Genomic DNA, 13,802 nt, shown 5'->3' with positions numbered 1-13,802 from the left:
AATATCAGGCGCCGGTCACCGGGGCCTGAAAATCCGGCTTCCGGTGAAACGGCCGCCGGGGGCCCGGTCGCCGGTAGATCAGGCCCCTTTAGTAAGAAGATCAAGCATCACAATGAAGTAAGAGTTCCGATGCCTTCGCTTCGCTCAGGCATCGGCGCGCATCGCCTCCAGCGAGCCCCGATCCGGACTCCCAGCGCAGCGGCAGCGACAAGGCGGCGCAGGGGAGGGGTGTCACAAATTCCGGCCGTTGGCGTTCCCCCAGATATGACGATGCGATCCATGCCCATGCGCACGACCCTCCCGCGGAACCTGACGAGGCACTTCTACGAGACCCGCCGGGCGTTCCTCCAGAGCGCCGGCCAGGAGTCCACCCCGTGGTTCCAGCTCTCGCCGCTGGAGCGCAGCGTCGTCGAGTCGGAGATGGAGATCTTCCGGCAGGCGATACGGCGGGCCGAGGAGGAGCAGGACATGCTCGCCAGCCTCGACGCGACCACCGCGGCGGCCGCCGTCGACGAACCGGCCGCCGAGGCGCCCACGGACACCCCCGCGGCTGCCACTCAGGCCCTGGAGGAGTGCGACTGCCCCGGCTGCTCCGCGGTCGCCGCGCTCCTCAAGCTCATCGGCACGGTCGAACGTGTCGATCGCACCGTGGGGGTGGACTTCGGCGACACCGACGGCCAGGGCGTCACCCCGCTCACCTTCACCGCCGTCCCCCTCGACACCCGACGGTGGGGTGTGCCGCTGACCGAGGAGGAACTGACGCGCCTGCAGAACGCCATGCGGAACGGCGGGACGCCGCGCCTGGTGACCGCAGGCATCGACCTGGACATACTCGACGGAACGGCCCCGGGCAGTCCCCTCACCTTCGACAGCGCCCCGCTCAGCGTCGATGCCCTGTTCCGCAAGCCCTCCTCGTTCACGGACATCCGTCGGGACTACTGGCCGAAGGCGTAACAGAATCCGGCGCGCGACGTACTACAGAGTGCGGCTGGCCCTCTAACCCCGATCCCCCCCGGGCGAAGCACTCCGGCCGCACCCCCCCCCGCAGGGGGCGGCCCCGCTCCACCTCCCCGGAGCGGGGCCGCTGCCCGGCACAGACTTCCGGCACGGGTTCCTACCTGGTGAAAGGGCGGAGGTGAGAGCAGTTCGGTTCTGGTCCGTGCCGGACCACGCGGCTTGGCCGGCGGCCTGGGCATGGGCCCCGGCCAAGCCGCGACACTAGACCCCCGCGGGATGCACCTTCCCCGCCATGCCCCGCAAGCAGCTCTCGCCCCCCACACGCCCCCGCGTGGTCCCTCCGGCCCGGGAGCTGCGGAACGGGCGCCAGCCCGGCGTCATCTCCCGCGACGCCTCCAACGTCGCCGACCTCCTGCTCCGTGCCCCTGTCGCCGCCCGACGCCACGCCTTCAAGCACGACATCAGCACCCGCGAGCGGCCGCACGTCATGCGGGAGGTCGAGCGGGCCACCGGCTCCATGTACGGCCTGTGGCACGACACCCCGTCCGGCTTCATCGAGGACGTCCTCGGAGAATCGATCTGGAGCCGTCAGCGGGAGATCGTCGACGCCGTCCCCTTCAAGAAGCGCATCGCCGTCCCGGCCGGCTTCGGTGTGGGGAAGACCTGGATCGCGGGCAGGCTCGTCGCCTGGGCCGGAGCGGTCAACGCCCCCGGCACGATGGTCATCGTCACCACCGCGACCCGGTTCCGGCAGGTCCGGAACCAGCTCTGGCCGCACATCAGGAAGACCGTGGCGCGCGCGGGCCTGCCCGGCTACTGCGACACCACCCAGTGGAAAATCCCTGATCAGTGGGGCAACGACGTCATCGTGGCGTACGGCTTCACCGCGCCCGAAAATGACGAAGCGGCCATGCAGGGCATCCACGGAACGCCCAAGCTCCTCATCGTCGTCGACGAGGCCGGCGGTATCGCCCGCACGATCGGAAACGGGACAAATAACCTCCTCACCGGCGATGCGCGGATGCTGGCCATCGGCAACCCGGCGATGGACGACCCGAGGAGCTGGTTCGAAACCCTGTGCGAGGAGGGCGAAGACCCCGAGGAACCCTCCACGGTCACCATCCCGATCGCGACTTTCGACTCCCCGGCGATCACCCGCGAACGCGTCCCGTACTGCAATGACTGCCCCTCCGGCGTCCCCGCGCACTCCCTCGCGATCCACCTTCCAGACCAGGACTGGGTGGACCGCACGCTCCGCGAGTACGGCGAAGACCACCCGTACGTCATCGCCAAGGTGCACGCCAAGTTCCCCAAGGGCGGCGGCGGCCTCGCGATACCCGTGACCTGGGTCGAAGACGCCCAGAACAGCGAAGACCCCACCGGGCCCGGCTGGCACCGCCTGTGCGACCTCGGCCTGGAAGGCGAGACCGCCACCCACACCGTGAAGGAAGGCGCCTGGATCAGGCTCGGCGTGGACGTCGCGGCCGACGGCGGCGACGAATTCACCATCTACCGCGCCGTCGGCGACGCGATCGAGATGCGCCACGCCAGCTCCGGCACCACCAACGACAACCAGGTGAAGGTCGCGGAGAAGATCCTCGAGGAGATCAAGGCCGCGCAGCGCCTCGCTGAGGCCCTCAACTCCCCGCATCCCGTCCGCGTGAAGATCGACAAGAACGGCATCGGCCACGGCGCCACCAGCATGCTGGAGATCTGGGCGGAGAACGGCACCCACCAGGCGCAGATCGTGGGCGTCATGGTCTCCGAGTCGCCCTCACAGGACGACCCGGGCGCGGTCATGCGCCCGTACCGCAAGCGTGACGAGATGTGGCTCGCCACCCGGGCGCTCCTCCAGCCGGACCCGTCGACCGGTACCGGCCGGCTCCGCCTCCGCGTCGACCGGCAGGCCGGTATCCAGCTCTCCACACCCAAGCTGGGCTCGAACACCGCCGGGTACAGCGTCGTCGAGTCGAAGAAGGCGATGAAGGCCCGCGGCATGAAGTCCCCGGACCGCGCCGACGCCGCCCTGCTCACCGTGTACGAACCGGAGCCGATCAACCCGCCGCGGCGCCGTGGCCTACTCAACTAGGCCAAGGTGCATCCGCTGTCACCGGCACAGGGCAATATCTAGTGCCATGAGTTCGACCGCCCGCCACCTCAGCGACAGCGGCGACCGCTCGACGCCGGCGGCCGCGCTCACCGTCGTGCCCTCGACCGCGGACGCGGTCCTCGAGCTGGAACGCGTCCTCGACGTGTTCCGCACGGTCAACCGCAAGGCCAAGGACGTCGTCTCCGACGCGCGCCTGCAGCAGCTCGAATGGGTCGCTGGGGAACTGGCCATTGCCCTGCCCCTGGGCCTGTCCGAGACGGCCGGCGACTCCCTCGAGGACCTCCTCGCCCCCGACGCCGTACACGCGTACCTGCTCCTGGGCCGCGGCGGGTTCCTGCGGTCCATGCCCACGGTGTCCACCGACCCCACCAGCGTGGACGCCTCCGAACGCATCCGGATCTACTGCCTGGAGGCGTTCGCCCGGCAGGCGCGGATTCCGTTCGAGGCCCCCGACATGCCGCCGATGACGCTGCGCCCCACGGTGTCCCCGCAGTTCGCTGACCTCATCACCACGCACCTGGAGGCCGAGGCCGACCAGTGGCCCGAGGTGAACCGGCCCGACGTCATCGTGCGCGGCCTGGCCATGTGGGGCGTCATGCGTGACGTCCTGCCGCGCCTCGGCGAGCTGGAGTCCATGCTCCTCGAGGACCTGACGCTCACCGCGTCGACAAGCACCCTGACCCTGATCCGCCAGCCGCAGGGAGGTCTGCGCGGGCGGATTCCCGAGCCCGAGACCGTCGCACTGAGCCCGGACACCGCGCGCCGCCTGGAGGACTGGCTGCGGCGCCGCACCGAGCTGATCACCCGCCTGCAAGGCGGCGTTCCCCGGCACCTGTGGCTGTCGACCCCGCCCAACCCCGACGCCGGCGTACCGATCCACCGCCGCGGCATCAGCAAGTGGTACAAGAAGGTCGCCGACGCCGTGCAGAAGAGGCAGGACGCCGCCAACGTGCCGGAGCAGGACCTGGTGCCGACCAGGTGGGAGACGATGCGCCGCACCCTCCTCGCGCAGCGACAGGCCACCGAGGGCACGACCTAGATCACCCCCAGGAAGGCGCCTGAACGGCCCCAGGGCGCTGGTACGGTCCCCGCATGCACTTCGCTCGCGTCTCGGCCCTCGCCGTGCCCCTGTCGGCCGCCGAGCAGAATCAGGTCTACCGTGCTGCGGAAGTCGCCGGGAAGGACGTCGACGACTTCATGCGCGACGCGATCCTCGCCGCGGCCAATGACCCATTCCTCGCCGCCCTCGAACAGGCCGCCGAGACGATCGCCGCCCAGAACGCTCCGGTCCGACACGACTACGCCGACTGAGTCCCCGCTGCTTCTACACTCTCGCCGCATGAAGCACCGAAAGGCCGGCGGCGCCAAAGGCCAGACGTACAAAGCCGCGCCCCGCCTCAGCTCCTACACCACTCCTCCCGCCTCCGAGGTCACTGTCACCAGGCCCGACGGGACCACGGAGACCGTGCCGGCACAGAAGCCAAAGAAGGCCAGCAGCAGAGCGCCGCGGCGATCGAGTAAGCGCCGCGGCCCCCTCGTCTGCGCGTTCTGCGGATACGCCATCACGGGAGACGCGGACACCAGCAAAGAACGCCGGACCAGCGGGAAGCCGATCCATTCGGCGGGGACGTGCCCACAGCAGGCGCCCCCGAAGCAGCCCACGAAGCCCACGCCCGCCTCAACTCTGCCCCGTAGCCGCGGCGGCAGCGGCAACCCGTACAAGAACCTGAACACGCGCGCTGTGGGTGAGGACCAGTGGTCGCGAGTGACCTGTCCACGCTGCAGGGCGACGCCGGGTGCTCTGTGCACCGTGCGGGGCGAGTTGTCGAAGCTGCCGCACCAGGAACGCATCCAGGTCGTGCGCCGGGCCCTTGCAGCCCAGCAGCGGCAGGAGAAGAACTAGCAGGGGCCCGGTACCGACGGGGGATGCGGTACCGGGCCCCTCTGGACCACCGTAGCGGCGCCGCGGCCAGGGAGGGCGTTGTTCCAGCGGACTACTCCGCGCGGTCCTGCTCCTCCCGGGCGCGCAGCGCGTTCGCGGCCGTACGCGCTCGCTCCTCGGCGTCGCGTAGCTTCTCCTTCAGCTCGTCCAGCTCGTTGCGCAGCTCGTCGACCCGGTTCTCCCGGGTCTCCAGCCGGGCGCTCGTGCGGTCGAGTTCGCCCTGCAGGCCGGAGCGGACGACCTCGGCCGCCTCCTTGGCCGCCTCCACCCTGGCGTCGGCGTCGCTCCGGGCTTGCCGCGCGTTCTCCTGCGCCTCGCGGGCCCGTTCCTCCGCGGCCGCGGCCTTCGCGTTGGCCTCCTCGATCTGGCGCGCCGCCTCGGCGCGGGCCTCCTCCACGGACGCCGCCGCGGCGGCCTGCGCCTCCTCCAGCGTCCGGGTCATCTCCGCGACCTGGCGCTCGGCCTCGACCCGCGCCTCCCCGGCCGCGTCCTCCGCAGCCCGTACGTCCGCGGCCGTACGCCGACGGATCTCGGCGATCTCGTCGGCCGCGCCCTGGCGAGCGGCGTTGACGTGGGTTTCGGCGGTCCGCCGGGCCTCGTCGATCTGGCGCTCGGCTTCCTGCCGCTGCTGCTCCTGGAGGTCGCGCGCCTCCTGGACGTCGGCCTGGGCCTCGGCCTTGATCCGCTCGACGTCGGCGGCGAACTGGGTACGGGCGGCCTCCAGCTCCTCCTCCATCTGCTCCGCGGCCTGGTTGGCGGCCGCCTTCTCCTCCTCGGCCGCCTCCTTCGCCTTCACCGCGGCGATCCTCGTGTTGCGCTCGGCGTCCGCGCGGGCCTCTGCCGCCGCGACCCGGGTGTTGGCCTCGCTTTCCACGGCCATGACCTGAGCCTCTGCGGCCTCTGGGTCGGTGACCGTCTGCAGGAGACCGACGTACCGCTCAAGGGATTCGGGGAGCTGCTTGAGCAGGCGGACGATGTCCTCGCGGACGTTCACCGCGTCGGCCGCGGAGTCCGTGACGGGCTTGTCGGTCTCGGGCTCCTCCTCGGCGCCCGCCCTGCCTGCGGCGGTTCGCGCCGCCTTTCGCCTCGCCCTCCAGGCCGCACCGGCGTTGTGGTCCGGACGGACGCAGTACTCCGGCGCCGGGCCGGGCGCGGATGGGTCCTTCTTCGGCTCCCGCGGATCACCGCACCCGGGGAACTTGCAGGGTTCTTGCTCTGCGCTCTCCCCGGCCGGGGCATCGGCGGTGGGCTCGCTCATGGACTTCGCTCCTGGTCCGCTGCGGACGTACGAGGGCCCGTTCTACCACGCTTCTGGACCCTCAGGAATCGATCGCATCACATCCCATCTCATCTCCTTACAGTGATGAGATGGGATGTGATGCGATGAGATGGGATGCGGAGAGGGGGCGGGGCCGCTACGCTGAGTCCCGCTCGAAGTGTGGTCACGCCGCACAGACCGCCGATCCGCTACCCACGCAGCGACGGCACCACGGTCGAAGGCTCGCCGGACACGGCTACCGGCACCCCGGGGAAACCTGGGCGAGGGCCCGTGACGGATCGCCTTGCCCTGACACCTGCGGCGGGCGGCGTGGGGCCTGCCTCGGAGACGACATGTCACGGCACGTCAGCAACGACCTCAAGCGCCGCGCCCGGGAACTGGCCTCCCGCGAGGGCATCCCGTACAGCGCTGCCCTCGCCCGGCTCCGCTCGACCCGCACCGCGCCCGACGGGCCGACGGACACCCCCGCGGACAAGCCCTCCCGGTTCCTGCTCCCCGAGTACCTGTACGTCGACTTCCCGCCGATCGACCTGGGCAGCGCCCGCCCCTGCGACGAGTGTGGCGGCTCCGGCCTGGACGCTGAGGGCCGCACCTTTGCCCAGCCGTCCGACGGCGGCCGGCCCCCGCTCCTGGTCGAAGTCGTGTGCTCCAAGTGCGAGGGCTGCGGCCGCGCCGAGCACCTGGACGACGGCTGCGGGCACCCGCACACCGACCCCGACATGGATGACGGCCTGTACGACGAGGACGAGGAAGCGCCCTGCTACTCGTGCGCCGGACGGGAGTTCAACTACCTGCAGGCCGTGGTCTCCGACGAGGAGGGCGAGCCCGTAGAGGCCATCTACCTGCGGGTCCCGTGCGGCTGCACCGCTGACCGGATGCGCGTCGTCCTCGGCGACCTGATCGAGGTGGCCGGCTGATGCCCCGCCGCGAGCGCCGCCCCCGCCAGCACCTGCCCGGCATCGCCGATATCCGCATCGCGGCCGACGACGCCACCGTCGCCCTGGTCGTCGAAGCCCTCCGCCGGGAGTTCAACGTCACCGACCCGGAGCCGTACGACAGCGGATACACGTACCTCCGGCTCGACGCCGGCAACACCGCCCCCGACCCGGACGGAGACGAGTGACCATGACACGCCTGGTGTACGGCCCGCACTGCCCGCACGACGAATGCGGCTGGCTCGGCTGCGACCACGAAGAGGGGCGCGGCAACGGCATCGTGCACCCCTGCCGGTACGAGCACGAGGGCTGCCCGTACTGCGGCCCCGCCGAGAACGCGAATCCCATCGAGCCCGGCCCCGACCGGCACACCTGGAAGTGCCCCCAGTGCAGCGGTCTCACGCTGACCGCGGGCACCCCGGACGCGCTCGAGCAGCTCGTCGGCCGGTACGGCGTCCCCCACCTCAACCACGACCACGAGAGCGGCGCAGCATGACCACCAACCCGTACTGGAGCATCGTCACCCGCCGGTCGGCCGACTACACGGCCGCGCTCCTCTCGCCGGGCGCGCCCCCCACGGCCGGCCTGTCCGTGCTCCTGGCCCACGCCGAGGAGTTCGGCCTCGCCCGCACCGTGCACGTCGCCCAGATGTGCCTGCTCGTCATCGTCGACCCCGACGCCCGGCCGCACACCCGCACCGCGACGGGCACCGTCGACCTCGACAAGCTCGTCCCCCCGACCGCGGACGCGCTCACCGTCCTCGACAACGCGGCCGTCCTCTCCCGGGCCTTCCACCTCTCCCCCGCCGAGGCGATGGCCGACGTCGAGCAGCAGATCGCCGCCACCGGCCGGGCCCGCGCCGCCGTCCAGGCCGTCCTCGATGCCGCCCCGAACGGCCTCCCCGGACGGCAGCGCGCCCTTGACGCCCTGTGGGAGCTGCACGACGACCCGCGTGCGGTGTGCTCCGTCCTCGCCCTCACCGCGGCCGCCATGCGCGCCGTGCTCCCCGTTCCCGCCTGAGCACGCCAGAGGGGGCCCGTACGCACGCCGTACGGGCCCTTTCGGCTACCTGGTCACTCTGCGACCGCGGCCGCGGGATTGTGCACGGGCACCCGCTTGAAGACGTCGCGGCCGGCGTCCCGCGTCGGGCGCACGTACCGCTCGCGCGGCATGCGTGAGCCCTTCTTCCAGCGGCCCGCCTCTTCCAGCTCCTCGTCCGTTGCTCCGGCCATGCCCAGGTCGGTGGCGCCGCCGGCACGAAGGCCGTGCGAGGAGACGGGACGCCCGTCGCTCTTGAGCCCGGCCGCGGCGAACCAGTACTTCACCCGGTCGTTCACGGTCTGCGGGCGCAGGTAGAGGCCACGCTTGGTCGCCCCGCCCCCCTTCGTGGCCCGGGTCTCCGGCGTCGCGACCTTCCCGCTTCGCAGGATCTCGCGCCACACCGGACCGGTGGTGATGCCCTGCTCCGCCAGCCAGTCGACGTAGCGGCGCAGTCGGAAGACGAGGCGCAGGTCTTCCCGGTCGTGCAGGGTGATCGTCTGTTCCTCGCCCTTGTGGGTCTTGTCCTCGGCGAGCCAGACGAACACGCGGTCGTCGATGATCGTCAGGTCCTCGAGGTCCAGGTCGACGTCCTCGATACTGCGCCCGAGGAACCGGTACCCGAAGGCGAACATCGCCGAGTCGCGCCAGCCGATCGGCCGGTCATCCGCCTCCGCCCTCTCCATCATCGGGACCAGGTACGGCAGCGTGATCGGGAACGCTTCCTTCCTGCGCAGCGCCCGCTTGTTCTTCTTCCGGTACTGCCCCAGAAGCAGCAGGAACAGGCTGTTGTCCGGCTTCTTCCCCGGCGGCATGGACGTCCGGATCAGGGACATGTAGTGCCGGATCGTCGTGACCTTGAGGCCCTTCGCCATCAGATGCCGGCCGTACTCCGTGTACGTCGCGGTCGTGCAGGGCTTCGCCACGCGCCCCTGCTCCGCACACCACGCCTCGAACAACCGCATCGCCGTCCGCCGCTGGGGCGATCCCTCCCGCTCCGCCTCCTTGAGGGCCTGGGCGGTCTCCTCGCTGACGTACAGGTCCCGTTCCGTGTACGTCGTGCGGGGATCGTCGCTGGTCGGGATCTCCTCGCCCGGCATGAGCACCGTGTGCGCGTCGACGAGCGGACGGGCAGCCGGCGCGGCGCGCACCAGCTCCCCGTCCTCGACGAGTTCGGCGTCGACGATCTCGTCGTCCTGGTCGTGCAGTGTCATGCCGGTGTGCTGTCGTTCTTCGGAAGCTGCCTAAAGGGCTGCAAGAGCATGTTCAACGTGATGACCTGCTGGTCTGTGGTCGCGCCAGTGGAAGACCGCTGCTCGACCATCTCCCGAATCAGGTGCATCACCACGGCGATGCCGGGCCCTTCCTGGTCGTAGACCAGAACACGGGCGTGCTTGTCGCGGGGGAGGCTGGTCGGTAGATGGCCGATCTTGTGAGCAGCCATCTCCTGTTCGATCGTCGCGACGATCTGAACGCCTGCCTTCTGCTTGCCCGCCACCATCAGCAGCTCTCCGACGGTTGTGTCGCGGTAGTAGCCGTCCTTCTCAAGCCACATCCGGTATCCGTCCCATACGGTCATCAGGAGGTGCCTTTCATAGGGGCGGGCAGGCGCCACGCCTCGGGGAAGTCGGACCGGGTGGCGTAGCGCTGCAGGAGGATGCGCACCGCGTGGGCGTACAGCTCTGTGGGGCGCAGGAAGCCGAGCAGCTGCTCCTTGGCGTCCAGGTCGGCGAGGACTTCCCGCGGCTCCTGGCGCTCGATGTGCTCCCCCACGAACCCGTCGCCGTCCTCGGGGAGTCGGGTGGGAAGGACAGCGATCTTGCGTTCCTGACTGTCCTCGACCCAGATGCGCCAGCCCGCCGTGCCCATCTTCCAGGCGCCGCCGTCGGAGGCGCCGATGGCAACACAGCGCTCCTCCGACCACATGTCGCGGAGGTACTGCACCATGGCGTCCAGCTCCTCCGCACCGGTCGGCGCGGGCCCCGGGTGCCTCCGGGCGGGTGAACTCGCGGCCGCCATGAACGAGGCGACCCACTCGTCCATGTCGTCCGGCATAGGGTGCGGATTGCGCTGCAGAGGCTTGATCATGCGCAGCCACGTCCACTGCACGCCCGTGCCGACCGGGAAACGGGCGTTCCGCTGCTCCGCTGGTACGCGCCCCGCCGCCCGGGGCACGAGTCCGCCGTCGGCGTAGTCCTCAGCCACGTACCTCACCGCCCTCGGCGGGGATCGGGTCGACGTGGTCGAGCACGATGCCGCCCGTCTCGCCCTCAACCAGGACGACCGGCGCGCCGTGGCCGAGCGTCCAGGCGACGGAGCGCGTGACCGTGTCCAGCCTCCGGCACGGGTCGCTCCCCCAGGACGCCGGTAGCGAGCCAGCGGCGGCGCGCTCCTGGTACGCGACCGCCAGCGGGTCCTCCGGCCGAACGCTGGGGTAGGCCATCACACGCGTGCCGATCGGGTAACGGGCGTTCCACTCCGCCGCGTTCTGGCTGCTCATCGGCCCTCCACCGCGCGCAGAGACCGCAGAAGCGCCGTGTGACTCTTCAGCAGGGAGTTGAGCTGATGGACCGACGGGCTCGTGTTGTCGGACACGTCCTCCTGCGTCGCCAACTGGTGGACCAGGCTGATGAGATAGCCGATGTCGGGGTTCGTCTTGCTGTAGAGGAGCACCGGACAGTTGCCGTCCGTCGGGAGCCGGCCGGGAAGGTGACCGATCTGGTGCTCGGCCAGCTTCTCCGTGATGCGCTCGATGATGCGGGCCCCCGCCCGCTCCGATCCGTCGAAGCGGACCAGCGTCTCGACGTGCCACAGGTCGTAGCCGCCGATTACGTCGAGGTAGCCAGGCAGCTTGGCCCACGCTTCCTCCACGGTGGATGCCCCCGGCATGGTCGGTACCGGCATGGTTGCGTCCGTCACGAGTCCGCCCCCTTCTCGTTGGTCCGGCAGAACCGGATCTGATGTCCGGCAACTTTACCGACAACAATCGGTTTTGTTGTCGGTTACTCACCGGTAACGGCGTAGTGTCCTCTTCGAGGGCGGAGAGCACCGCCCGAGTCCCTGAAGAAGGAGCCTCCCGTGCGGAAGCTGATCGGTGCGTTGAAGGCCGTCGCATACGCCGTCGCCCTCCTGGCGCTCGCGCACCCCGACCTCGTCCCGCCCGCCCTCGGCACCCTCGGCCTCATCGCCGCCGCGGTGGTCGCCGTCACCGGATGGGTCCTGGCGAACCTCTCGCTCACCCTCACGATCGGCGCCGGCGTTCTCCTGGCGCGCGCCTTCCCCAACACGGCTCGTAACGCGACGCGTTGGCTGTTCCGCGCCCTGGTCGCTTCGGTCGCTGTGGTCTTCCCACGTACCGCCTGACCTGCGCTGTCACCGTCCTCGCGCAACTCCCGTGCCACACCGAGGAGATAGGCGGCGTCCTCACGCTCCCCGGCACGGGCGAGCCGTCCCCCAACTGTCCCGCCCCGAACTGTTCGATTCTTCGCTGAGAGCCGTTTTGCGCTCCGCCCCTCTTGGAGGCCGTACACCCGATGACCGAGAAAACAGCCCTCGAAGAACTGCGTCAGCTCCTCGCCGAGCACCCTGACCCGCTGTCGCACATGGGCGGCATCGTCAGTCTGCCGCTGCTGCGCCGTGTCCTCGCCGAAGCCGACGCCGAGGACCCGCCGGCCGAGCCCGCTCCGGCCCCGGCCGAGTGGCGGACCCCCGAGAGTGTCATCTCGGGATTGTTCGAGGAGACCGGCATGCGCGACTCCCTGGTCCCCGTCTACACCACGGCGGTGCTCGCCCTGTGCGACCGCGCGGCCGCCGCGAGGCTCCGCCAGGCCGGACACCACGGCGCCGCTGCCCTCCTGGAGCCCGACCCCGCCGTCATCGACGAGGCGTTCGGCCCCGAAGACCAGTAGCCGACACCATCACCGCCCACGGAGAGCACCGTGGGCAGTCCCGAAGGAAGGCCCCATGGCACGTCGCCAGATGATCACCGTCGTACTGCCCCCGGACGAGCCGGAGCCGGAGTACGAGCTGTACCAGGAACTCCGGCGCGACGCCGAGAACCGCGCCCGCGGATTTCTCGGCCCCGACGACCTCGCCCGCATGACGGAAGTAGCGGCCCGCCGCGGCGGCGACTGGTGCACGGCCGTCCTCGGCCGCGGCTTCCCCGGCGTCCAGCGGATCAACAGCATCGACGGATGGACGCTGGTCGCCGCCGACGAGCTGAACCTCGACCCGCCCCTACCCCGCCGGATCGTCGAGGAGCGGGAAGCCGACGAGCAGCGCCGCAAGGCCCGCGAGACGTTGGCCGCGATGAAGCTGGAGACGGCCAAGCGCCAATGGAACCTCCTGGTCGGCGCCGCGCCCGTCACCCTCACCGTCCACGAGAACACCCGCCACACCGGGCCGAACGGCCCCACCCTGCACGCCGTGCCCGCGGTCGACGTGGTGTCCGGCAAGACCCGACGGCACAAGGCCGGCGCGGGCCTGTGCGAGACCGTCGGCCGGGCCAACCCACTCCACCTGGGCGACGCGGTCGACCGCCCGGCCACCTGCGTCCGCTGCCTCGAATACGCGGCCAAGATCCGGAAGGTGGACGCCCCGGCACCGCCCACGGACGCCGAGGCGGCCCTGCTGCGGCTCATCGCCTCCGGCGTCGTCTTCACCTTCCACGTCCGCCGAGCCGTCACCATCCGGGACACCAGCCAGCGCAGCCGCGCGGCCTGGGGGCACCTCGGCCGCAAGGTCGACGTCCGGGTCAAGGCCCTGGCGAAGAAGGGCTGGGTGCACGAGGACCAGGAGCGCAGCGCGACACAACGGGCGGGCTCCGGCCACCGTTGGCGGCTCACCGAAGCCGGCACCGCCGCACTGGAGGGCTGACGCAGTGGTCCGCATGACCGCCAAGCAGTACCAGGAGATCCTGGCGCGCCGCCGCGGGGCCCAACAGCCCGCGGCGGCCGCGGCCATGAAGATGCCCGCCCGGAAGAAGCCGGCCACGCACCCGGGCCCACCGGCCGTCCCGCAGCCGTACGACGTCGAGCCGCTCCTCGCCGGGCTCCCCAACCCGGGGCGCCACTGGACCCTGCTCATGCCGTACGCCGAAGAGATGCTGACGAGCAACAAGCGGTACTCGCACTGGAGCAAGGAGCACCGCATCCGCAAGAAGCTCCGCGCGGACGCCACCAGCCTCATCAAGCCCATGGACGTTCCCCGTCTCCAGTACGCGGCGATCTACTTCGTGCTGCACCCGCGGAAGGTCAGCCGCTCCCGGGACCCCCTGAACTGGGCCCCCACCGTGAAGGCGTACGTCGACGGCTTGGTGACCCCCAGCCCGGATCTGCCCCGCCTGCGGCACCTGCTCCCGGACGACGACTCCGAGCACCTGCTCGGCCCGTTCCCCCTCATGGGCGCGCCGGTGGAGACCGGATTCGCCCGTATGTCCCTCATCATCGTCGAACTTCACGGCCCGTTGACCAGCGCAAACGGCGAAACCGTAACGGGAACCGGCGTTTCGACGTACAGGAACTGAGGGCTGGCCCGCCCTCG

19 protein-coding genes are annotated in these 13,802 nt (G+C 70.7%); 13 read left to right on the top strand and 6 right to left on the bottom strand.

The annotated features are described in order from the left end of the window. The first annotated feature begins 279 nt into the window (after positions 1-279). The 5 genes from Sdi02f_RS33765 (at position 280) to Sdi02f_RS37020 (ending at position 4,970) form a co-directional block, all read left to right on the top strand. On the top strand, positions 280-954 hold the full coding sequence (locus tag Sdi02f_RS33765; protein WP_108934680.1) for a hypothetical protein: 675 nt from the start codon (positions 280-282) through the stop codon (positions 952-954). Positions 955-1,249: 295 nt separating this feature from the next. Further along, positions 1,250-3,046, top strand: a complete 1,797-nt coding sequence (locus Sdi02f_RS33760; protein WP_108934679.1) for a hypothetical protein — start codon at positions 1,250-1,252, stop codon at positions 3,044-3,046. Positions 3,047-3,092: 46 nt separating this feature from the next. Beyond that, the gene (locus tag Sdi02f_RS33755; protein ID WP_108934678.1) at positions 3,093-4,106 is read left to right on the top strand and encodes a hypothetical protein; all 1,014 of its coding nucleotides are present in this window, start codon (positions 3,093-3,095) and stop codon (positions 4,104-4,106) included. Positions 4,107-4,159: 53 nt separating this feature from the next. Continuing rightward, complete coding sequence (locus tag Sdi02f_RS33750; RefSeq protein WP_108934677.1) at positions 4,160-4,378, top strand: hypothetical protein; 219 nt, start codon at positions 4,160-4,162, stop codon at positions 4,376-4,378. Then, positions 4,293-4,970 (top strand): zinc finger domain-containing protein, encoded by a 678-nt coding sequence (locus Sdi02f_RS37020; protein WP_438363754.1) that lies wholly within the window; start codon positions 4,293-4,295, stop codon positions 4,968-4,970. The genes Sdi02f_RS33750 and Sdi02f_RS37020 overlap by 86 nt, the downstream gene beginning before the upstream one ends. Before the next feature lie 91 nt (positions 4,971-5,061). Here Sdi02f_RS37020 and Sdi02f_RS33740 read toward each other — a convergent pair whose 3' ends face one another. Continuing rightward, positions 5,062-6,267 carry a coiled-coil domain-containing protein gene (locus tag Sdi02f_RS33740; protein WP_108934675.1) on the bottom strand — a complete coding sequence of 402 codons (1,206 nt, stop codon included), beginning with the start codon at positions 6,265-6,267 and terminating at the stop codon, positions 5,062-5,064. A 353-nt stretch (positions 6,268-6,620) separates the two neighbouring features. On the opposite strand from Sdi02f_RS33740, the gene Sdi02f_RS36000 reads away from it, so the two are divergent. From Sdi02f_RS36000 to Sdi02f_RS33725, 4 genes are read left to right on the top strand one after another with little or no spacing between them, the layout of a single operon-like run. After that, complete coding sequence (locus Sdi02f_RS36000; RefSeq protein WP_167458293.1) at positions 6,621-7,205, top strand: hypothetical protein; 585 nt, start codon at positions 6,621-6,623, stop codon at positions 7,203-7,205. Next, entirely contained in the window at positions 7,205-7,411 is a 207-nt protein-coding gene (locus Sdi02f_RS33735) for a hypothetical protein (RefSeq protein WP_087793334.1), read from the top strand. Before Sdi02f_RS36000 ends, Sdi02f_RS33735 begins: the two co-directional genes overlap by 1 nt. Positions 7,412-7,413: 2 nt before the next feature. Next, positions 7,414-7,719 carry a hypothetical protein gene (locus Sdi02f_RS33730; protein ID WP_108934674.1) on the top strand — a complete coding sequence of 102 codons (306 nt, stop codon included), beginning with the start codon at positions 7,414-7,416 and terminating at the stop codon, positions 7,717-7,719. Next, positions 7,716-8,243 carry a hypothetical protein gene (locus Sdi02f_RS33725; RefSeq protein WP_108934673.1) on the top strand — a complete coding sequence of 176 codons (528 nt, stop codon included), beginning with the start codon at positions 7,716-7,718 and terminating at the stop codon, positions 8,241-8,243. The genes Sdi02f_RS33730 and Sdi02f_RS33725 overlap by 4 nt, the downstream gene beginning before the upstream one ends. A 53-nt stretch (positions 8,244-8,296) precedes the next feature. On the opposite strand, the gene Sdi02f_RS33720 is transcribed toward Sdi02f_RS33725, so the two are convergent. Genes Sdi02f_RS33720 through Sdi02f_RS33700 form a run of 5 tightly spaced genes read right to left on the bottom strand, consistent with a single transcriptional unit; the run spans position 8,297 to position 11,180 of the window. Continuing rightward, positions 8,297-9,475: a site-specific integrase gene (locus tag Sdi02f_RS33720; protein ID WP_108934672.1), complete on the bottom strand. Its 1,179-nt coding sequence runs from the start codon at positions 9,473-9,475 to the stop codon at positions 8,297-8,299. Then, complete coding sequence (locus Sdi02f_RS33715) at positions 9,472-9,840, bottom strand: hypothetical protein (RefSeq protein WP_108934671.1); 369 nt, start codon at positions 9,838-9,840, stop codon at positions 9,472-9,474. Before Sdi02f_RS33715 ends, Sdi02f_RS33720 begins: the two co-directional genes overlap by 4 nt. After that, positions 9,840-10,466 (bottom strand): DUF6221 family protein, encoded by a 627-nt coding sequence (locus Sdi02f_RS33710; protein WP_108934670.1) that lies wholly within the window; start codon positions 10,464-10,466, stop codon positions 9,840-9,842. Before Sdi02f_RS33710 ends, Sdi02f_RS33715 begins: the two co-directional genes overlap by 1 nt. Further along, entirely contained in the window at positions 10,459-10,761 is a 303-nt protein-coding gene (locus Sdi02f_RS33705) for a hypothetical protein (protein ID WP_108934669.1), read from the bottom strand. The genes Sdi02f_RS33710 and Sdi02f_RS33705 overlap by 8 nt, the downstream gene beginning before the upstream one ends. Beyond that, positions 10,758-11,180 (bottom strand): hypothetical protein, encoded by a 423-nt coding sequence (locus tag Sdi02f_RS33700; RefSeq protein WP_159107697.1) that lies wholly within the window; start codon positions 11,178-11,180, stop codon positions 10,758-10,760. Before Sdi02f_RS33700 ends, Sdi02f_RS33705 begins: the two co-directional genes overlap by 4 nt. A 159-nt stretch (positions 11,181-11,339) precedes the next feature. Here Sdi02f_RS33700 and Sdi02f_RS33695 point away from each other — a divergent pair, with 159 nt between their 5' ends. The 4 genes from Sdi02f_RS33695 to Sdi02f_RS33680 all read left to right on the top strand — a co-directional run bounded on the left by Sdi02f_RS33695 (position 11,340) and on the right by Sdi02f_RS33680 (position 13,785). Next, on the top strand, positions 11,340-11,624 hold the full coding sequence (locus Sdi02f_RS33695) for a hypothetical protein (RefSeq protein WP_108934667.1): 285 nt from the start codon (positions 11,340-11,342) through the stop codon (positions 11,622-11,624). 170 nt (positions 11,625-11,794) lie between these two features. Continuing rightward, positions 11,795-12,169 carry a hypothetical protein gene (locus Sdi02f_RS33690; RefSeq protein WP_108934666.1) on the top strand — a complete coding sequence of 125 codons (375 nt, stop codon included), beginning with the start codon at positions 11,795-11,797 and terminating at the stop codon, positions 12,167-12,169. A gap of 55 nt (positions 12,170-12,224) precedes the next feature. Beyond that, complete coding sequence (locus Sdi02f_RS33685) at positions 12,225-13,136, top strand: hypothetical protein (protein WP_159107696.1); 912 nt, start codon at positions 12,225-12,227, stop codon at positions 13,134-13,136. Between the two features lie 13 nt (positions 13,137-13,149). Continuing rightward, complete coding sequence (locus Sdi02f_RS33680) at positions 13,150-13,785, top strand: hypothetical protein (RefSeq protein ID WP_159107695.1); 636 nt, start codon at positions 13,150-13,152, stop codon at positions 13,783-13,785. The last annotated feature ends 17 nt before the right edge of the window (positions 13,786-13,802 follow it).

The organism is Streptomyces ardesiacus (assembly GCF_003112575.1).
Lineage (GTDB): Bacteria > Actinomycetota > Actinomycetes > Streptomycetales > Streptomycetaceae > Streptomyces > Streptomyces ardesiacus.
The sequence above is the reverse complement of the archived record's forward strand: the minus strand, read 5'-3'. Positions and strand labels throughout refer to the sequence as shown.